Source organism: Cellulomonas cellasea (genome assembly GCF_030372105.1).
Classification (GTDB): Bacteria; Actinomycetota; Actinomycetes; order Actinomycetales; family Cellulomonadaceae; genus Cellulomonas_A; species Cellulomonas_A cellasea_A.
Genome location: NZ_JAUDBQ010000009.1, coordinates 1 through 18,669, shown reverse-complemented (window position 1 = coordinate 18,669; position 18,669 = coordinate 1). Strand labels below are relative to the sequence as shown.

Sequence of the window (18,669 nt, the reverse complement as noted above, 5' to 3'; positions counted from 1 at the left end):
GCAGCATTGAGAATGCAAGTGTCATTGCCGCTATTGATCTGGACGTATTTCTACTCCTCATGAGGCTTCGTCTCCGCCTCGCGGATCTGCCAATTTCCCTGATCGATGAAGAGAATGAAAGTCATCCCTGAGCTGACCTCCTGGCTGGGCTCCCCGACCTGATTCCCAGAAGAGTCGACGACAGTCGCTGGCCCTTGGCGCAGGCTTAGATCCGCACTAAAACTCCGACCCGGGTTGAGTTCGACTGCGGTGGCTCCCTCCACCAGAATCTGCCCTCCTTCGTTGTGAAACCCCTGGCCGTGTAGTTCCTCAACGCCTTCGACGACGCTGGTGCAGAAGATGCACTCGGGATGGCTGAGCGTCTTCCATTCGGTGAGATCGCCCGTGTTATAGACGTAGGGGTAGAGCGCAGTGATGTAGGTCGCTGCAGCAATCGCACCCTCGATATCGAAGGAATCCATCGCGGCAGGACGCTCAGGCTTGGATGACCGGGAAGTGCTGGGGGCGGTGGGTGTCGGGTCTGGCGTGGCGGCGACGCCTGTCGCTGTGGGGCTGGGCGACGGGTCGCGCCCGCTGCTTCCAGTGCAGGCAGTCAGGCCGAGTGGTGCCGCCAGCACCAACGCTGTCGCCATTGCCCATGGCCCCCGTCGCAGGAGCCAATGCGGGTCGCGGGTGGTGTGGCGCGGGCGCATCGGCGGGAGCATGCGGATGAACCTAGCGAGAACAGCACATCTCGGTCACTGTCCGATCTCTCGCTGTGGACAGCGGAGATCCGGCGCGACGTGGTCACACCGGGGCGAGGGCCTCGTGGGCGCCGTCGGGGAGTTCCACGTCGATCGTGTCGTCGGGGCGGACGATGCCGCTGACCAGCACGATGCTCATCACGCCGGCCTTGCGGACGATCGTGCCGTCGGCGGCCCGCCCGACGAGCAGGCGCATCAGGCCCCGCTGAAAGCCGTCGATCTGCTTGCACGGGTTGCGCAGGCCCGTCAGCTCGACGACAGCCTGCTCTCCGAGGTGCAGGCGGGTTCCGCGCGGCAGCGACAACAGGTCCACGCCGCGGGTCGTGATGTTCTCGCCCAGCTCGCCAGGGTGAACGGAGAATCCCGCAGTCGCCAGCTCGGCGTGAATGAGGTGGACCTGGCGGAGGTTCGGCGGCGGCACAGCCGCCCGTCGTGAGAGGTGCTGAACGTCCTTGCCCGCATGCGCGTCGCCCTCGATGCCGACCCCCGCGGCGAGCCGGACCTCGGGCTGCGGCACCTTGCTGAACGCATGCAGAGGGCTGCGGCTCACAGCGAGGACGGACGCAGGGGTGTCGAGGCGCGTGGTCACGAGGGGACCGTATCGGGCATCGACGTCGTCCGAAACGCCAGGTTCACGTGCGGCCCCTAGTCTCCGAAGATGGACGTGGCGGTGCTGGGGGCAGCCGGGGATGTCGGGCGACACGTGTGCACGCAGCTCATCGAGCGGCGCGTGCTCCCCACGTCGTCCCGCCTCCAGCTCGTCGGGCGCGCTCACGGGGCGTCCGCGCGGGCGACTCACGGCCTGCGCGCGGATCTGATCGACGCCTACGACGAGCACGCACCGCTGCTCGACGTCGCACTGAGCCCCGACGATGTCGTCGCGGATGTCATCGTCGTCGCCGCTGGTCGTACCACCCCCGCCCGGCCGGGGGTCGCGACGCCGCGCATCCAGCTCGCGGCGGACAACTTGCCGGTCTTCGAGTCGTACGCCCGGGCGATCGCGGAGCACGGGTCAGGGCATGAGGTCGTGATCGTGGTGTCCAACCCGGTGGAGCTGGGGGTGGCGGTCATGGCGCGGGCGCTCGGCCGGCATCGGGTGATCGGCATGGGCGCCTGGCTCGACACGCTGCGGTTCCGCCGGGAGCTCGCGGTGTCGCTGGGACTGCGGCGTCATCGCATCGGCGGATTCGTGGCCGGGCAGCACGGCGAGGACCTGGCGCCGCTGTGGTCGACCGTGCGGATCAGCGGGCTCGACGCCGATGAGCGCCGCAACGCGCTCGCGGGGCTGCGGCGCGGCAGGACGCTCGACACCTTCTCCGACGAGATCGTCCGCGCGCAGGAGCTGCTCACCCAGGTGGCGGCCGACGACACGGGCGCGGCGTTCGACCTCATCGGCTCCTGGCCCCCGGACCTGCGTGTGGTCACCAGGCCGTGGATGACGCACACCAGCGGCGCCAAGACGGCGAATGGCACCGCGAACGCCACGGTCGGCCTCGTCGACACCCTGCTCGACGGCCGCGACACGGTCGTCGCCGGGCAGGTCGCGCTGTCCGGCGAGGTGACAGTCTCCGGCGCGCCCCTCGACGGTGTGCTCGGGGTCCCCGTGGTGCTCGGCCCCGAGGGGTGGACCCGCGTCCTGCTGGACGACCTCGCGCCCGATGAGGAACGGCGGCTGCTGGCCTGCCGTGACCGCATCGACGCGACGCTCGCCCACGTCGGGTACGGCAGCGTCGGCGGCGTGGCATCGGCGGACGGGGCGGCGTCGGGCGTGGACCCCGCCCGCAGCGCGGCTGCCGATGGGCGCGATGCTGCGGTCACCGGCACCGCACTTGCCGGGGGCGCCCCATGACCGTCGACCAGCGCTGGGTCGCCCTGGTGCGCGGCGCCGATCGACCCGGCACCCTCACGGCGCTGACCAGCGTGTTCTCCACCCGAGGCGTCAGCTTCGACTCCCTGGCGACCGGCGCCGTGGACGGCGGATCGGGCAGCATCGCCGTCACGTTCCATGCCTCATTGCGCCGCCAACAGCACCTGGTGCGGACCGTCGAGCGGCTGTCCGCCGTGCAGTCGGTGGTCGTCCGGCCCGCCTCCGACCCCCGCGTGCGCGCCGCCGGGGTGGTGCAGATGCCGCCGGGCGTGCCGTTCGCGCCGCCGCCGACAGTCGCGGTGCGTTGGTCCGGCGACTCGGCTGCCGGGCAGCCCGTGCTCGTCGAGGGATCGCTCGCCGACATCGGCGTCGTCGTGCTGCGGGCTCGGGAGCAGGGCGCGCTGGCCACGGCGACCGTGGTGCTGAGCGCCTGATGTGAGCGCCGGTGTCGCAGTGCGTGTGCGCGCCTCCGTTCAGGTGAGATCTGTGGATAAGCCCCGGGCGTGGCATATGTCCGCGCTAGCGTGACGGCCCGTGCGGCGGCTCACCAGGGGGCGCAGACACCTCGCACTCCACGATCATCGAAGGGCGATCTGATGGCCAACCTCAACGTCAGCTACCAGGAGATGCGGGACGCGGCTACCCGCCTGACCGCTGGCCAGGACGAGATCACGACCAAGCTCAATGAGCTCAAGGCGTTCATCGAGTCCCTCATCTCCTCGGGGTTCGTCACCGACCAGGCGTCCGTGGCATTCGGCGAGTCCTACCGCCAGTTCACCCAGGGCGCCACCGACACAGTCGCGGCCCTGACGAGCCTCGGCCAGTACCTCACGGTGGCCGCCTCAACCCTCGAGGACGCCGACGCCCAGCTCGCCGCTGGACTGCGCTGACGACAGCGGCCGCCGTCGCCGGCCGGCGACGGCGGCCCTGTCACGTCCGCGCCACCACGACCGTGCACACCCGAGGGGGCCGAGTGAGCGGCAAGCTCAGCATCGACACCGTGATCCTGCGAGACGCGGGCACCAACCTGCGCGCCGTCGCGACGGAGTTCGAAAACGCTAATGCCAACAGTTCGCAGGCAGCGGAGCATGTCGGCCATGCCGCCCTCGCGGCCTGCATCGTGGACTTCGCACACGGCTGGGACGACCGGCGAGCCAAGATCGTCGAGAACATTGCTGCCCTCTCCGACGCCTGTATTGGCATCTCCGACGGCTTCGAGGATCTCGACGTCGAACTGGGCCGGGCACTGCGCGGTGAGGCATGAGCGCGCGCCCTTACTCCTGGTTTCCCTTGGCGACGGCTGACCCAGTTCCGGGCGATCCGGACGCAGTCGAGCGCGATGCGGCGCAATACCGGGCGGTCGCGACGAACATCACGGAAGCGGCAAAGAAGCTCGACGACATTGCCGACTCGCCGGACATGCTCTCGGACGCTGTCGCAGCCGTCCGCACCAGGGCGCGAGATGTGGCTGACGAAGTAGGAAAGGCGCAAAGTCGCTACGAGGCCGTGGCCACTGCGCTCTCGACCTACGCCGCTGCCCTGAAGCGTGCGCAGGCGGAAGCCGACAGTCTCTTGGAGCGGGCCCGCACGGCACAGAACGCGATCGATTCAGCCACGACGGAGCGCACCATAGCGGCTCGAGTTTGGGGGAGCCTTGACGAAGACACCACCGCCGAGGAGCGTCGCCTGGCCGGGAGGCGGCTGACGCAGGCCCGGACCGCGGTAAATGACGGCGAGAGCGCGCTCCAGCGCTTGCGCGACGACCTTGACGTCGTCGTCCGTGACCGCGACGTAGCAGCTCAGCGAGCGGCAGAGGGCATCGGACGGGCCGTGGCCCATGACGCATTGAGTGACGGGTGGTGGGAGGACTGGGGGGTAGAGGCGCTCAAGTCGATCTCGTCCATCGCTGGCACGGTGGCCGCCGTCGCGGGTCTCCTTTCACTCTTCTTGGGGTGGGTGCCGCTTCTCGGCCAGGCGCTCGCCGCTGTAGCAATCATCGCCGGTGTGGCCGCATTGTTCTCCGACGTAGTTTTGGCGGCAACAGGGGAGCAAGGGTGGGAGAATGTCGCGATTGGCGCGATTGGTATCGCCACCTTCGGGGCTGGACGAGCACTAGCCGCCACCGCTAAGGCGTTCTCTGGGTCGGCTCGCGCGGCAGCTCGGTCTGCCATCAAGATCAGCCAACGCTCAGGTAATCCGGCGATCGCCGCGACGGCCGTATCCGCGCGGCCAGCGGTGCTGGCCCGCAGTTCCGTGAAACTCACCTTTCGCGATTTGATGTCTGCGGGTAGAGCCGCGCCGCAACTCTACCAAAGCGCATTTCGGGCAGCGCGTGCGCAGGTTGCATCGGCAAGTGGAGCGCATCGCTGGCTTGCCATGGCCGGCCACGGTGACCTGGCTGCGGATATCGCCGCCCTTGACATAATGAGACGGTCATTGGTGCGCCCGCAGGCGGTCGATAGGTTGAATGTGACGATCGAAAGTGGTCGGTTGCTCATGGTGGGGGGCGCCGTGGTTTACGGGGTTGATCGAGTGGACACCACAGCGAACCTCGGCAGGTCGACGATCGACATCGTGGAACCGGCGGCTACGGGCGCTGAGAGGCTGAAACTGTGAGATCTCGACCGATCATCGACCTCGAATGGGGCGCGAGTGACACCTGGCTCGTGTGGAACATTGGTGGGGGCGCTGAGCTAGCTGGCAGTCTAGGCGCCAACAGCGATATCCCGGACGAGTTCACGACGGCAGTCGCTGCCGGGATCGGTGCGCTTGAAGGCCATCACGCGAACCAACCTGGTACCTGGTCTGCCGGAGTCTGGCTGCCTGACCGGCAGGCCTGTGAGGTGGCCGCGACCCTCGCCATTCGTGTGGTCGACCCGGATCGGCCTCATCGCCTCACGCAGGAGGAACTGATTCGCTGGGCCGGAAGACCGACGCGCACTCGAGGTGTGAGGGTGATGGACTGTGCGGCCGTGCCCGGGAATCTCTCTGCTGGACCAGCGGTGCTGCAGATCTTGGAGACTGTGACTCGCCCGTCGCGGCAAGTGATGCTGCAGATGAACTGGTTTGTGCTCCCGCCCGGTACGGACCAGATCGTTCTCTGCCAGTTCGACTCCGAGCACCCATATCTCACCGACGCACTCGGGTGGGAGACCAATGTCATTACCGACTCATTGGCGGTACGCCTCGGCGGGTCAGTGGATACCGCATGAGGCGTGCAGCATGGTGCTCCTTTACGCCCTTCGTCACATCGGGGGCATCGTGAGCCGGGTCCTTCTGGTTCCTGTGCCCGAACTACCCGCTCCGCCCGTGGATTCGGATATCTCCTCGCCTCTTGTGATCCTTATCGCAGTTATCTGCGGCGTGTCGTCCATCATATTTGGCATCCATGTGATTCGCGTGATCTATCACCGATCTCGATCTCGGCGTCCGCTTGCGGCGATACTCATCACGGGCTCCGTGATGATCATCTCGGCACTACTTGCCGGCCTCATCGACGGGATCCAGCGCGAGGCGCAGCGGGAGGCCCTTTTTGATCACCGACTCATGGAGTACGCGGCCCAAGAGGACGCTGTCGCGGGTATCGAGCGCTCGTATGGAATCGAGTTCGAGGCTTCTTTTCCATCCATTCCTCTGGGGAAGGCCGGATGGCCTGAACAAGAGGCTGTGACCCTGCCGGACGGAACCCGCGCCACGTGTTGGATCGACATTGAAGACGATCTCTATGTCGTGTTCTGCGGCGGCGACAGTCCGGAGACTTCCACTCGGCTGAAGCCGGTAGAGAGGTGATCCGCGACGGCGTGATGGGGGGTGTGGACGCGCGCGTCGCCGGTGTCGGTGGTGTGGTCATGCTGCTCCCTGACATGTGGGTAGTCGTCGAGCTCGCGGATGATGACGAGCGTCGGCGTTCGGTGGGCGCGCTCGTGGAGCGGCAATTGGGGAGGGTCGACTCGTGGGCCTCGCTGCGACGGGCACTTACCCAGCAGTTGCTCGAGCAGACTGCGCGGGCCGCCCAGAGTCGGGGCCAGTTCATGGCCGTGTCGCTGATGGAGGCCGGAGGAATGCCGGTTCCCGCGTCGGTCACGGTGCACACCCTGCCCGGTGAGGATTTCGAGGAACTCGGCAAGACGCTGATAGCCGAGGCGACGCGTCAGGACGCCGAGGCGGGGCAGTCCGTGGGGCTCACCGAGGGCGAGTTCGGCGTCATCCTGCGACGGGTGCGAAGTGGTGTTGTGCGCACCGAGGTCGGGTCGCTGGTGGGGCAGGCGAGTGACCAGGTCATCGAGTCGTTCGTCGTCGACTACTGGGTGGAGCCGACGGGCAGCGCTGAGTTGGTCTATCTGGCCTTCGCGAGCCCGCTTGTTGGCGCGCGCGACGCGCTGTTGGGCCTCTTCGACGCGATCGCCGGGTCGGTCCACGTCGTCACAGGGACAACGGGCGACTGAGATGCGCACCCGACTCCTGCTGCGCCGCCCGGACGGCCTCACCGACGCCGTCGTCATCGAAGCCGACGCTGCGACACGCGTCGGGGACGTCGCCGACACCCTGGTGCGCGCCGACCCGACACTGGGCGGCTCACCAGGGGACGTCGAGCTGCGGGTGTGCCCTGTGGGCGGCACGGAGTTCCGGACGCTTCCCCGCACGGTGCCGCTCCTTGACGCCCACTTGCGGGCCGGGTCCACTGTTGCTGTCGCGCGGGCGGCCAGGCACTTCGTCGAACCGGGCGGCGACCTCGCCGATGCGGCTGCGCGGCTCGTCATCCTGAACGGACCTGATCGGGGCCTGGAGGTGCTCCTCCCGCTGGGCGTGCACACCATCGGGCGTGGAAGCGCCGCAACCGTTCAACTGAACGACCGCACCGTGTCGCAGCGGCACGCGCGCCTGATCGTCGCCGACGGCGTCGAGATCGTCGACAACGGCTCTTCCAACGGTGTGCTGGTGGACGGGGGACTCATCCGTCGCTCGACGCTCGGCCCCGCCGACGTCGTCCGCCTCGGCGACACCTCGTTCCAGGTTGAGCGGCTGCGCAACGCGGCGACGGACGACGAGCACGCCGGAGCGGTCGTCGCCTTCAACCGGCCCCCGCTGGTCGTCCCGCGGTACGCCGAGAAGACCGTCGAGGCGCCGACGCCCCCGGAGCCAGCGAAACCCCAGCGGTTCCCGTGGCTGGCGATGCTCGCGCCGGCGATGCTCGGCGTCGCCATGTACGCAATGACGCGCAACGTCTTCACGTTGGCGTTCGTCGGGTTGAGCCCGCTGCTGATGCTCGGGTCCTGGTTGGACCGCCGCACCGGGGAGCGTGGCCGGGTGCGGCGGCAGTCCGAACAGTTCCGCACCGACCTCGCCCTCCTCGCCGAGCAGGTCCGCGCCGATCACGTCGAGGAGGTGACGACGCGCCTCGTCGAGCACCCCTCCCCGGCAGAGGCCATCGCCGCCGCGCTCACGCTCAACCCGCTGCTGTGGTGCCGCCGGCCCGATCAGGACGACTTCCTCTCGGTGCGCCTCGGCACTGGGACGGACACGTCCCGCACCACCATCCGCATGCCATCGCGTGGGCAGTCCGACGGGCAGGTGTGGTCCGACCTCGAGGAGACGGTGGCCAGCCTGAGGGACGTCGAGGGCGTCCCCCTCGTGGCGAGCCTGCGGGAGGTCGGGGGCATCGGGGTCGCGGGGCCGCCGCTGCACGCCGCGGCTGTGGCCCGGAGCCTCATGGCGCAGATCGTGTGCCTGCACTCCCCGGCGGAGGTCGTGGTCGCCGCTGTCGCGTCACCGCGCTCCGCCCTGGCGTGGCGTTGGCTCACCTGGCTGCCGCACACCGCCAGCGCGCACAGCCCACTCGGCCACCACCTCGGCGACAACCCGGCCACGTGCACGGCCGTTGTCGGGGAGCTCGAGGAGCTCGTCGCGGCGCGCACAGACCACCGGGGCTCCGCGACGCCGTTGCCCGTAGTGGTGCTGGTGGTCGAGGACGACGCGCCCATCGAGCGCGGCCGGTTGGTGCGGCTCGCCGAGGAGGGCCCGGCCAGAGGGGTGCACGTGATCTGGTGCGCAACCCGTCTGCCCAGGCTCCCCGCCGCGTGCCGTGCATTCCTGGTGTGCCATGACGGGGGAGTGCGCGGGGGATCGGTGCTCGACCGCACGTGGAGCGACGTGACGGGAGAGCCAGTCGACGAGGAGACGACTGGGCAACTCGGCCTGCACCTGGCCGGTGTCGTGGACGCCGGGGCGCCGGTCGAAGACGAGACCGACCTGCCGCGCGCCGTCGGGTACCTGTCGCTCGCCGGGCATGAGCTCGCTGACGACCCCGATGCCGTCATCGAACGGTGGCGTGAGACGGGCTCGCTCATCGACCGTCAGGGGCCGCCGATCCCACGGCGCACCGACGCGACACTGCGCGCCGTCATCGGACAGCGTGTTGGCGGTGAGTTCGTGCTCGACCTGCGCAGCGAGGGTCCGCACGCCCTGGTGGGCGGCACGACGGGCTCGGGCAAGAGCGAGTTCCTGCAGGCATGGGTGCTGGGCATGGCCGCCGCCCACAGCCCCGACCGGGTGACGTTCCTGTTCGTCGACTACAAGGGCGGCGCCGCGTTCGCCGACTGTGTGGACCTGCCGCACTGCGTGGGGCTCGTCACCGACCTGTCCCCCCACCTGGTGCGCCGTGCGCTCACGTCGTTGCGCGCCGAGCTGCGGCACCGTGAGCGGCTGCTGCACCGCAAGAAGGCGAAGGACCTGCTCACCCTCGAGCGCAGCGGGGACCCCGAGACGCCGCCGGCGCTCGTCATCGTGGTGGACGAGTTCGCCGCGCTCGTCTCCGAGGTGCCCGAGTTCGTCGACGGTGTCGTGGACGTCGCCCAGCGTGGCCGGTCACTCGGCCTGCACCTGGTCCTCGCGACACAACGCCCCGCCGGTGTCATCAAGGACAATCTGCGCGCCAACACGAACCTGCGCATCGCGTTGCGCACCGCCGACGAGCATGACTCCACCGACATCCTGGGTTCGCCGATGTCAGCGCACTTCGACCCTGGCGTCCCCGGCCGTGGCGCCGTGCGCACAGGACCGGGGCGGATCGCGATGTTCCAGACGGCCTACGCAGGCGGCCGCTCGAGCGCCGAGTCCTCCGACGGGAACGTCGAGATCGAGACGCTCGCGTTCGGCCCTGGCGAGCGTTGGGTCGTCCCCTCACCGCCGACGGACGAGTCGGCACAGGACGGCCCCACCGACATCTCCCGGGTCGTGAGGACAGTCGCCCGTGCGGCCCAGGAAGCCGGGGTGCGGCCCCCGAGACGCCCGTGGCTGCCCGACCTCGCCGCCGTGTACGACCTCGCCGACCTCGCTGTCGTCGACGACACCGGCCTGCCGCTCGGTGTCGTCGACCTGCCCGAGGAGCAACGCCAGGCGCCCTTCGCGTACCGGCCTGACGACGGCGCGCTCGCCCTCTTCGGCACGGGAGGTGCTGGCACGTCGACGGCGCTGCGGACCGTCGCCATCGGCGCGGGACGAGCCTGCGCGGCCGGATTCCCGGTGCAGGTCTACGGCATCGACCTGGGGGCCGGGGGCCTGGCGATGCTGGAGCCGCTGCCCCACGTGGGCGGCATCGTGGACGGCTCCGATGCCGAGCGGGTGACCCGGCTGATCCGCACGCTGCTCGCCACCGTCGACGAGCGGTCCATGCGGTACTCGCAGGTGCGTGCCGGGAGCATCACGCAGTACCGAGCCCTCACCGGCCGTCCGGACGAGCCGAGGATCCTGTTGCTGCTCGACGGCCTCAGTGCGTTCCGTGACGGGTGGGAGTCCGATCCGGGGCGCGCCGCGACGTTCGCCGCCTTCCGTCGCATCGTCAGCGAGGGGCGACCGCTCGGCATCCATGTCGTCATGACCGCCGAGCGTCCCGGCGCTCTCCCGACGGCGCTCGCGGGGAGCGTCCCGCGCCGCATCGTCATGCGCCAGGCCGACGACAACGCGTACGGGATGCTGGACGTCCCCGCCGACGTGCTGACGGCAGCCTCGCCACCCGGCAGGGCAGTGCCCGCGGGCGCCACGCACGAGCTGCAGCTCGCTGTCGGCGGGGGAGCCGCCGACCCGGCCGAACAGGGCGCCTGGATCGAGGGGCTCGCCGCGCGGCTCCGATCCGCCGGCGTCGGGGACGCGCCGTCCGTGCGCCGGCTGTCGTCGTTCGTCACCCTCTCGAGCCTGCCCACGTCCGCCGACGGCCTGCCCGTGCTCGGCGTCGCCGACGACACCCTGGCGCCGGTCGGCTTCGAGCCGCACGGCACGTTCCTGCTGGCCGGGTTGCCTGGCAGTGGCCGCACGACGGTGCTCACGTCGATCGCGACCTCGCTGCGCCGCTTCGCCCCCGACGGGCGCCTCTACTACGTGGGCAACCGGCGCTCACCCGTCCACGCGGCGCCTGTGTGGACGGAGACCGCCGTCTCGGCCGAGGACGCCGCCGCGCTCGCGCGCCGACTGCTGCCCGAGCTCGCTGAGCCGGTGGCCGGCGACCTGGGCATCGTGCTGGTCATCGAGTCCATCACCGACTTCCTCGGCGGCCCGGCGGAGCAGGCGCTCGCGGAAGCGGTGAAGACGGGACGACGGAACGACCACCTCATCGTCGCGGAGTCGGAGACGTCCACGTGGGGCTCGGCCTGGCCGCTCGTCGCCGAGGTCCGCAACGGCCGTCGAGGGCTCGTGCTCCAACCCGACCACCTCGACGGCGACCCCCTGTTCCGCACGCCCTTCCCCCGTATGGCCAGGGCGGAGTTCCCGCCGGGGCGCGGCGTCGTCGTGGAGTCGGGTCGCATTCGCAGGGTCCAGGCGCCCGTCGCCGACGACCTGTCCTGGCCGACGGCAGGCATCCAGGCGCTTGCCGACAACGTCACGCCACACGGCGCCGACAGAATCCACGAGGTGCCCGCATGAGCCGTCAACGCATCGCCTTTGCACTGTCAGCCGTCGGCGTCGTCATCCTGTCGATCGCCAACTGGCGACGCTTCGCGACCTCTGACAACGACCCCGTTCTCGTGGGCCTCGCGACAGCTCTCATCCTCGCCGCAGTCGTCGGCGGGATCGTCCTGTCGATGCGGCGCGACCGCGCTCGCCGGGCAGCCGCCGCGTCAGCCCGACCGGGATGGTCGACGCACGCCGTGTGGTCGGACGCGGCACTGGGCGCCCAACTCCGCAGGCAGGGATGGCACGTCGAACGCCTGCGCCCCAGCGGGGGGACGCGTCTGACGCTTGCCTGGTCGGACGACGGGATCGAGTTGTGGCGGGGCGCCGAGGTGCTGGCGCCCCTGTCCTGGGAGGAGGTCGCTGCGATCACCCCGACGACGGGCCAATCGGGCGGGGCAGTGCGGCCCGCGGTCAGCCTGTCGACGACTTCCGACGCGCACCTCGTCCTAGTGCCGACCGCCCGCCCGGACGGCGGGATCCTGCCGGCCTCCGCCGCGGCCGTCACGCGGCTGGTCACGACTTTGCGGGCGGCCCGCGACCTCAACTGACCGGCCGCGTCACGCGCTGGGCGGCGGCTGATCACGTCCGTGGCTTCGGAGTGCGCGGCGCCCGCAGGGGGGCTCACGGCGCGGTGAGATGCGTGCGTGACGGCGGCCACATGCCCGTAGGCTGACGGGAAGCACGACAACTGAACACGCTGCTCGAACCGTGGCGGGAGAGTCCTCCCGTGTCAGCGTCGAGGCGCCGAAGGAGCAAACCCTCCCCGGGAAACTCTCAGGCCCCTGTACCGCCGCGGCGAGGCAACTCTGGAAAGCAGCCGCCCGCGAGGGCGGCTCACCGACGGTGCAAGCCAGCGCGCCCCGGAGGTCCGACCATCTGCGGGTGGCGCGATCCACTGGCGGACCGGCAAAACTCTCAGGTCGGCGACCCCACCCGCGGGTGGTGCGCGTCGGATGACAGAGCGGGGAGGCCACCCGTCCGTCCCGGCATCGCCGGGCGCCCCCGGAGGAGCCACCGTGACCGATCTCCATGACGCCGTGACCGCGCAGGCCGCGCAGACATCGTTGAGCCGCGACGACCTCGCACACCGCACGGACGCCGCCCGCGACTTCGCGGACCGGCACGTCGGGCCCCGCGCGTCGGCGCTTGCGACGATGCTCGCCACGCTCGGCTACGACTCGCTCGACGCGCTGATCGACGCGGCGGTGCCGCAGTCCATCCGCACCGATTGCCCGCTGGCCCTCCCGGCCGCCCGCAGCGAGGAGGAGGTCCTGGCGGACCTGCGCGCCATCGCGGCGAAGAACACGGTGCTGACGCAGATGATCGGGCAGGGCTACTCGGACACGGTCACCCCGGCGGTGATCCGCCGTAACGTGCTCGAATCGCCGGCCTGGTACACCGCCTACACGCCGTATCAGCCGGAGATCTCGCAGGGCCGGCTCGAGGCGCTGTTGAACTTCCAGACGGTGGTCGCCGACCTCACCGGGCTGCCGACCGCCAACGCGTCGCTGCTGGACGAGGCGACGGCGGTGGCGGAGGCGGTGGCGTTGATGCGCCGGGCGGTGCGCGGCAAGGACCACGGGGCGGTGGTGCTCGACGCCGAGTGCTTCCCGCAGTCGATCGCGGTGACCCGGGGTCGCGCGGAGGCGATGGGCCTGCCGATCGTGGTGGCGGACCTGAGCGAGGGGTTGCCCGACCTGGGCGACGCCGACCTGGTGGGCGTGGTGCTGCAGGCGCCGGGCGCCTCAGGTGTGGTGCGTGACCTGGCGCCGCTGATCGCCGCGGCGAAGGACGCGGGCGCCCTGGTGACGGTCGCCGCGGACCTGCTGTCGTTGACGCTGCTGACGCCGCCCGGGGAGCTCGGCGCGGATGTGGCCGTCGGCTCGTCGCAGCGGTTCGGGGTTCCGCTGTTCTACGGCGGCCCGCATGCCGCGTACATGGCGGTGCGCCCCGGCTTGGAGCGGATGCTGCCTGGCCGCCTGGTGGGGGTGTCGGTCGACGCCGATGGCGCCCCGGCGTACCGGCTCGCGCTGCAGACTCGTGAGCAGCACATCCGCCGCGAGAAGGCGACGAGCAACATCTGCACGGCGCAGGCGCTGCTGGCGATCGTCGCGTCGATGTACGCCGTCTACCACGGGCCCGATGGGCTGCGGGAGATCGCCGAGCGGGTGCACTCGCGCGCGGTACGGCTCGCCGAGGGGCTGCGCGCGATGGGCGTCGGCGTGGAGCACGACGCGTTCTTCGACACTGTGCGCGCGGTCGTGCCGGGCGCGGCTCACGCGGTGGTCGCGGAAGCCGCCGAGCGGGGCGTGAACCTGTGGGCGCCTGACGCGGACCACGTGCAGGCCGCCTGTGACGAGACCACGACGCCGGACGACCTCGAGCGAGTGCTGTCGGCGTTCGCCGCGGCATCGGGCTCCCCGGCCGCGACCCGCGACGGCCGGGCTCCGGACGCCAGCGCGTCGGCCCTCGCGTCGACCCTGCCCGCCGCCCTGCTCCGCACCAGCGACTACCTGACGCACCCGGTGTTTCACGTGAATCGTTCGGAGACGGCGATGCTGCGCTACCTGCGCCGCCTCTCCGACAAGGACCTCGCGTTGGACCGCACGATGATCCCGTTGGGCTCCTGCACCATGAAGCTCAACGCGACAGTGGAGATGGAGCCGATTTCCTGGCCTGAGTTCGCCGGGCTGCACCCGTTCGTGCCGCGCGAGCAGGCCGCCGGGTACACCGAGCTGATCGACACATTGCAGGCCTGGCTCGCCGAGGTGACCGGCTACGCGGGCGTCTCGGTGCAGCCGAACGCCGGGTCGCAGGGCGAGCTCGCGGGGCTGCTGGCCATTCGCGACTTCCACGCGAGCCGCCGCGCCGAGGGCGACCCGGTGCGTGACGTCTGCCTGATCCCGGCCTCGGCGCACGGCACCAACGCGGCGTCAGCGGCGCTCGCGGGCATGCGCGTGGTGGTTGTGGCGACGGCTGGGGACGGGTCGGTGAATCTCGACGACCTGCGCGCCAAGCTCGAGACCCACGGCCCGCAGGTCGCGGCGATCATGATCACGTACCCCTCGACGCATGGCGTCTACGAGGAGCAGGTGCGCACGGTGTGCGACCTGGTGCATGAGGCCGGTGGGCAGGTGTACATCGACGGCGCGAACCTCAACGCGCTGGTCGGCCTGGCGCGGCCCGGCGAGTTCGGCGGCGACGTCTCGCACCTCAACCTGCACAAGACGTTCTGCATCCCGCACGGCGGTGGCGGCCCCGGCGTGGGCCCGATCGGCGTGGGCGAGCACCTGCTGCCGTTCCTGCCGGGCGACCCCACCGACCCGCGGCTCAGCGGCCCCAGCGGGCCGACGGCTGGGGAGCACGTGACCGCGCCGGTGTCGGCGGCGCCGTTCGGCTCGGCGGGCATCCTGCCGATCTCCTGGGCGTATGTGGCGCTGATGGGCGGCGAGGGCCTGCGCCGGGCCACCGAGACGGCGGTGCTGAGCGCGAACTACCTGGCCGCGCGCCTGAACGAGCACTTCCCGGTGCTGTACACGGGCCCGGCGGGCCTGGTCGCGCACGAGTGCATCCTCGACCTGCGCGAGCTCACCAAGCAGACGGGCGTCACAGCGGAGGACGTCGCGAAGCGGCTCCAGGACTACGGGTTCCACGCCCCGACGCTGTCCTTCCCGGTGGCGGGCACCCTCATGGTGGAGCCCACCGAGAGCGAGGACCTCGGCGAGCTCAACCGGTTCGTCGACGCGATGGTGGCCATCCGCCACGAGATCGACGAGGTCGCCGCGGGCACGTGGCCACTGGCCGAATCGCCGCTGCGCAACGCCCCGCACACCGCGGCATCGGTCACCGCCGACACCTGGAACGCGCCCTACGGCCGCGAGCAGGCCGCGTACCCGCTGCCGAGCCTGCGGTCCGACAAGTACTGGCCGCCGGTACGGCGCATCGACAACGCTCATGGCGACCGCCACCTCGTCTGCTCCTGCCCCCCGCCGGAGGCCTTCGACGAGTCGTTCACCTCCACGGAAGGCGCCCTCTGATGGCCGACGACCTCCTGTCCCCGCTGCACGCCGAGCACGTCGCGCTCGGCGCCGCCCTCACCTCCTTCGCCGGCTGGCAGATGCCGCTGCGGTACACGTCGGACCTCGCCGAGCACCAGGCGGTGCGTGCGGCCGCCGGGCTGTTCGACCTGTCCCACATGGGGGAGCTCGAGGTCACCGGCCCGCAGGCTGCGACGGCCCTCGACCACGCGCTGGTCGGCGACCTGACCGCGCTGGCGGTGGGCCGCGCCCGCTACACGATGCTCACGGCTGAGGACGGCAGCGTGCTCGACGACCTGGTCGTCTACCGGCTCGCGGACCAGCGGTTCCTCGTGGTCGCGAACGCCTCGAACGTCGAGGTGGTGCGGGACGCCCTCACCGAGCGGATCAGTGCGTTCGACGCGGGCCTCGACGACCGCTCGCTCTCGACAGCCCTGGTCGCGGTGCAGGGGCCCTCGGCGGAGAAGATCGTCAGCTCGCTCACCGCCCCGCAGGACGTGGACGCGGTGACCGGGCTCAAGTACTACGCCTCGGTCGAGGCCACCGTCGCCGGGCTGCCCGCGCTGGTGGCCCGCACCGGCTACACGGGGGAGGACGGCTTCGAGCTGTTCGTGCCGTCGGAGGACGCGCCGGCGCTGTGGCGCGCGCTGCTCGAGGCCGGCGCACCGCACGGCCTGGTCCCCGCCGGGCTCTCGGCGCGGGACAGCCTGCGCCTCGAGGCCGGGATGCCGCTGTACGGCAACGAGCTGGACCGCACCACCACCCCGTACGAGGCCGGGCTGGGCCGGGTGGTGCGGCTCGACAAGACGCTGCCCGATGGCGAGCCGCTGCCGTTCGTCGGCCGCGCGGCGCTCGCGGCCCGCAAGGCGTCACCGCCGGCGCGGGTGCTGGTGGGCCTCGCCTCCGAGGGTCGGCGCGCCGCGCGCCACGGCTACGACGTTCTCGCGAGCACTGCGCCGGACAGCCCCGTGGTGGGCCAGGTGACGTCGGGAGCCCCGTCGCCGACGCTCGGCCACCCGATCGCGATGGCGTACGTGACCCCGGAGCTCAGTGCCGAGGGCACGGAGCTGGCCGTGGACGTGCGCGGGCGCCGTGAGCCCGTGCGCGTCGTCGCGCTTCCCTTCTACCGGCGCGCGCGGTAGACCAGCCTCACCGCCAGCACACAGAGCAGCACCGACCGCCCACCCGAGCCGTCCGGCCCGAGCGACCCAGGAGACACCCATGTCGAGCATTCCCGAGAACCTGAAGTACACCGCCGAGCACGAGTGGGTGCTGGAGGGCGACCCGTCCACGGTGGGCATCACCGCGACGGCCGCCGACGCGCTCGGCGATGTCGTCTACCTGGAGCTTCCGGCCGTCGGCGACGTGCTGAGCGCGGGGACCGTGGTGGGGGAGATCGAGTCCACCAAGTCCGTGTCCGAGTTGTACTCCCCGGTCTCCGGGACGGTCATCGCGGTGAACGACGCCGCTGTGGCTGACCCGTCCGTGGTGAACTCCGACCCGTATGGCGAGGGCTGGCTGCTCAAGGTCGAGGTCACGGGGGCCGGCCCGCTGCTCACCGCGGCCGAATACCAGTCGCTCACCGCGCCCTGAGGTGTGCCGCGGGTTAGGCCGTCCGGATGACCTCTTTCGGATGAACCGAAAAACCGGTCGTAAGCGCGCGTAACGGCCTGACCTGCACGTTTGTCCAACTTGGAGGGTAGGTGGCGGGCTGCGGGCGGCGGCGTGGGTGATTGATGGGTGATTTCTGCGTCATCAGGGCGCAAGTTGCCGATCTCATCAGTGACAGCCCGCACCACCGCACCGGCCGGGCCGGGGCGCCGCAGTACTCCAGGAGGACATGATGAGCACGATCGAGATCGCCCGTCCCGCAGCTCAGCTCGCGGAGCCGCTGACGCGCCGTGAGCGGGTTGTGCTCGGCGAGCTGACGGAGGACGTCACCCTGGAGGAGATCGCGACGCGGCTTTTCGTCACGCGCAACACCGTGAAGTCGCAGGTGCGCTCGGTCTACCGCAAGATCGGCGTCTCGACGCGGGCCGAGGCCGTCGCCTGGGCTGAGGCCGCGGGCTTGCGCTGACGTTGCTCTTTGGTCGCCGTGACCACAGTCGCGGCGAACTCACGGGCCACGGCGGCGGGCTCGCGCCCTCGTGACCACACCATGCGCAGCTCCCGGTGCAGGTCGACACCGTCGATGCGGACGCGGCGCAGCGTTCCTTGCTCGAGCTCGTCTTGGACGGTCAGGGCGGACAGCACAGCGGCTGTCCGCCCTCCCCGCACCACGTTCTTGACGGCTGCTGTCGATCCGAGTTGCGCGGGGGCGCTGGCCAGCGGGTGCCCGGCGGCCTCGAGCGCCTGCTCCAGCGTGGCGCGGGTGCCCGATCCGGCCTCGCGGAGCGCGAGCGGGCCCGCGGCGAGCTCGGCCGCGGTGACGGGACGGCTCAGCGCCGCCCACGGGTGCTCCGGCGCCACGACGGCCAGCAGCTCGTCATGCCCGATGGTGCGCGCGTGCAGGCCGCTGTCGACGTCGGGCCCCTCGACGAAGCCGAGGTCGGCGCGCCCGTGCAGCACTGCCTGCATGACGTCGCGCGAGTTCGCGACGTGCAGGTCGAGCACCGCGGCGCCGGCGGGCCGGGCGGCGAGCCAGCGGGGGACCAGGTACTCGGCGATGGTGAGGCTCGCGGCGACGGACAGCCGGCCTCCGCGCTCAGCGCGCATGGCGGCGACCTCGTGGTCGAAGGCGTCGGAGGCGGCGAGCACGTCACGGGCCCGCCCGACGAGTGCCCGGCCCGCGTCGGTGAGGGTGGTGCCGCCGTGGGACCGCACCACCAGGGCGAGCCCGGTCTGCCGTTCGAGCCGGCGCAGGCCCGCGCTGACCGACGGCTGCGCGAGCGCGAGGGCGCGGGCCGCCGCGGAGATCGACCCATGCTCATCCACCGCGACGAGCAGCTCGAGCGGTCCGAGTGGTGTCCGCGCGCTGCCGATGAGATCCGGGGCCATAGCCTCAGGCTAGGTCCCCCCAGCCAGGACGGCCTTCTGCGGCGCGCGCCTGACACGGCACCGTAGGACCGTGAACCAC

At 70.9% G+C, this 18,669-nt stretch carries 17 protein-coding genes and 1 riboswitch; of the genes, 14 read left to right on the top strand and 3 right to left on the bottom strand.

The features are described from left to right. Window positions 1-50 precede the first annotated feature (50 nt). Window positions 51-632 carry a DUF6318 family protein gene (locus QUV83_RS09850; RefSeq protein ID WP_289564473.1) on the bottom strand — a complete coding sequence of 194 codons (582 nt, stop codon included), beginning with the start codon at window positions 630-632 and terminating at the stop codon, window positions 51-53. 154 nt (window positions 633-786) lie between these two features. Next, complete coding sequence (locus tag QUV83_RS09845) at window positions 787-1,332, bottom strand: MOSC domain-containing protein (RefSeq protein ID WP_289564286.1); 546 nt, start codon at window positions 1,330-1,332, stop codon at window positions 787-789. A 69-nt stretch (window positions 1,333-1,401) separates the two neighbouring features. On the opposite strand from QUV83_RS09845, the gene QUV83_RS09840 reads away from it, so the two are divergent. The 14 genes from QUV83_RS09840 (at window position 1,402) to QUV83_RS09775 (ending at window position 17,670) form a co-directional block, all read left to right on the top strand. Further along, complete coding sequence (locus QUV83_RS09840; RefSeq protein ID WP_289564285.1) at window positions 1,402-2,592, top strand: lactate/malate family dehydrogenase; 1,191 nt, start codon at window positions 1,402-1,404, stop codon at window positions 2,590-2,592. Then, window positions 2,589-3,044, top strand: a complete 456-nt coding sequence (locus QUV83_RS09835) for a hypothetical protein (RefSeq protein ID WP_289564284.1) — start codon at window positions 2,589-2,591, stop codon at window positions 3,042-3,044. Before QUV83_RS09840 ends, QUV83_RS09835 begins: the two co-directional genes overlap by 4 nt. A 162-nt stretch (window positions 3,045-3,206) precedes the next feature. Next, window positions 3,207-3,500: a WXG100 family type VII secretion target gene (locus QUV83_RS09830; RefSeq protein ID WP_289564283.1), complete on the top strand. Its 294-nt coding sequence runs from the start codon at window positions 3,207-3,209 to the stop codon at window positions 3,498-3,500. Between the two features lie 83 nt (window positions 3,501-3,583). Continuing rightward, on the top strand, window positions 3,584-3,874 hold the full coding sequence (locus QUV83_RS09825) for a hypothetical protein (protein WP_289564282.1): 291 nt from the start codon (window positions 3,584-3,586) through the stop codon (window positions 3,872-3,874). Beyond that, a complete protein-coding gene (locus QUV83_RS09820; RefSeq protein WP_289564281.1) occupies window positions 3,871-5,226 on the top strand; it encodes a hypothetical protein in 1,356 nt (451 codons plus the stop codon). Before QUV83_RS09825 ends, QUV83_RS09820 begins: the two co-directional genes overlap by 4 nt. After that, window positions 5,223-5,822 (top strand): hypothetical protein, encoded by a 600-nt coding sequence (locus tag QUV83_RS09815; protein ID WP_289564280.1) that lies wholly within the window; start codon window positions 5,223-5,225, stop codon window positions 5,820-5,822. The genes QUV83_RS09820 and QUV83_RS09815 overlap by 4 nt, the downstream gene beginning before the upstream one ends. 10 nt (window positions 5,823-5,832) lie before the next feature. Continuing rightward, the gene (locus QUV83_RS09810; RefSeq protein ID WP_289564278.1) at window positions 5,833-6,399 is read left to right on the top strand and encodes a hypothetical protein; all 567 of its coding nucleotides are present in this window, start codon (window positions 5,833-5,835) and stop codon (window positions 6,397-6,399) included. Then, window positions 6,396-7,055, top strand: coding sequence for a hypothetical protein (locus QUV83_RS09805; protein ID WP_289564276.1), 660 nt, complete (start codon window positions 6,396-6,398; stop codon window positions 7,053-7,055). Before QUV83_RS09810 ends, QUV83_RS09805 begins: the two co-directional genes overlap by 4 nt. A gap of 1 nt (window position 7,056) precedes the next feature. After that, window positions 7,057-11,526 carry an FtsK/SpoIIIE domain-containing protein gene (locus QUV83_RS09800; RefSeq protein WP_289564274.1) on the top strand — a complete coding sequence of 1,490 codons (4,470 nt, stop codon included), beginning with the start codon at window positions 7,057-7,059 and terminating at the stop codon, window positions 11,524-11,526. Beyond that, window positions 11,523-12,104, top strand: coding sequence for a hypothetical protein (locus QUV83_RS09795; RefSeq protein ID WP_289564272.1), 582 nt, complete (start codon window positions 11,523-11,525; stop codon window positions 12,102-12,104). The genes QUV83_RS09800 and QUV83_RS09795 overlap by 4 nt, the downstream gene beginning before the upstream one ends. A gap of 154 nt (window positions 12,105-12,258) precedes the next feature. Continuing rightward, a riboswitch (glycine riboswitch) is annotated at window positions 12,259-12,356 on the top strand. Between the two features lie 153 nt (window positions 12,357-12,509). Next, window positions 12,510-15,593 carry an aminomethyl-transferring glycine dehydrogenase gene (gene gcvP, locus QUV83_RS09790; RefSeq protein WP_289564271.1) on the top strand — a complete coding sequence of 1,028 codons (3,084 nt, stop codon included), beginning with the start codon at window positions 12,510-12,512 and terminating at the stop codon, window positions 15,591-15,593. Further along, a complete protein-coding gene (gcvT, locus tag QUV83_RS09785) occupies window positions 15,593-16,735 on the top strand; it encodes a glycine cleavage system aminomethyltransferase GcvT (protein WP_289564269.1) in 1,143 nt (380 codons plus the stop codon). The genes gcvP and gcvT overlap by 1 nt, the downstream gene beginning before the upstream one ends. A 79-nt stretch (window positions 16,736-16,814) precedes the next feature. Next, a complete protein-coding gene (gene gcvH, locus QUV83_RS09780; RefSeq protein WP_289564267.1) occupies window positions 16,815-17,186 on the top strand; it encodes a glycine cleavage system protein GcvH in 372 nt (123 codons plus the stop codon). A 250-nt stretch (window positions 17,187-17,436) separates the two neighbouring features. Further along, complete coding sequence (locus tag QUV83_RS09775; protein ID WP_289564266.1) at window positions 17,437-17,670, top strand: helix-turn-helix domain-containing protein; 234 nt, start codon at window positions 17,437-17,439, stop codon at window positions 17,668-17,670. On the opposite strand, the gene QUV83_RS09770 is transcribed toward QUV83_RS09775, so the two are convergent. Next, complete coding sequence (locus tag QUV83_RS09770) at window positions 17,601-18,590, bottom strand: LysR family transcriptional regulator (protein WP_289564264.1); 990 nt, start codon at window positions 18,588-18,590, stop codon at window positions 17,601-17,603. The two genes, QUV83_RS09775 and QUV83_RS09770, sit on opposite strands and share 70 nt — an antisense overlap. Window positions 18,591-18,669: the final 79 nt, after the last annotated feature.

Coding starts and splice junctions, on each gene's coding strand:
- gcvP (WP_289564271.1), top strand. CDS start 12,510: ATGACAGAGCGGGGAGGCCACCCGTCCGTCCCGGCATCGCCGGGCGCC.
- QUV83_RS09850 (WP_289564473.1), bottom strand. CDS start 632: ATGGCGACAGCGTTGGTGCTGGCGGCACCACTCGGCCTGACTGCCTGC.
- QUV83_RS09835 (WP_289564284.1), top strand. CDS start 2,589: ATGACCGTCGACCAGCGCTGGGTCGCCCTGGTGCGCGGCGCCGATCGA.
- QUV83_RS09795 (WP_289564272.1), top strand. CDS start 11,523: ATGAGCCGTCAACGCATCGCCTTTGCACTGTCAGCCGTCGGCGTCGTC.
- gcvH (WP_289564267.1), top strand. CDS start 16,815: ATGTCGAGCATTCCCGAGAACCTGAAGTACACCGCCGAGCACGAGTGG.
- QUV83_RS09830 (WP_289564283.1), top strand. CDS start 3,207: ATGGCCAACCTCAACGTCAGCTACCAGGAGATGCGGGACGCGGCTACC.
- QUV83_RS09775 (WP_289564266.1), top strand. CDS start 17,437: ATGAGCACGATCGAGATCGCCCGTCCCGCAGCTCAGCTCGCGGAGCCG.
- QUV83_RS09820 (WP_289564281.1), top strand. CDS start 3,871: ATGAGCGCGCGCCCTTACTCCTGGTTTCCCTTGGCGACGGCTGACCCA.
- QUV83_RS09800 (WP_289564274.1), top strand. CDS start 7,057: ATGCGCACCCGACTCCTGCTGCGCCGCCCGGACGGCCTCACCGACGCC.
- QUV83_RS09810 (WP_289564278.1), top strand. CDS start 5,833: ATGGTGCTCCTTTACGCCCTTCGTCACATCGGGGGCATCGTGAGCCGG.
- gcvT (WP_289564269.1), top strand. CDS start 15,593: ATGGCCGACGACCTCCTGTCCCCGCTGCACGCCGAGCACGTCGCGCTC.
- QUV83_RS09840 (WP_289564285.1), top strand. CDS start 1,402: ATGGACGTGGCGGTGCTGGGGGCAGCCGGGGATGTCGGGCGACACGTG.
- QUV83_RS09770 (WP_289564264.1), bottom strand. CDS start 18,590: ATGGCCCCGGATCTCATCGGCAGCGCGCGGACACCACTCGGACCGCTC.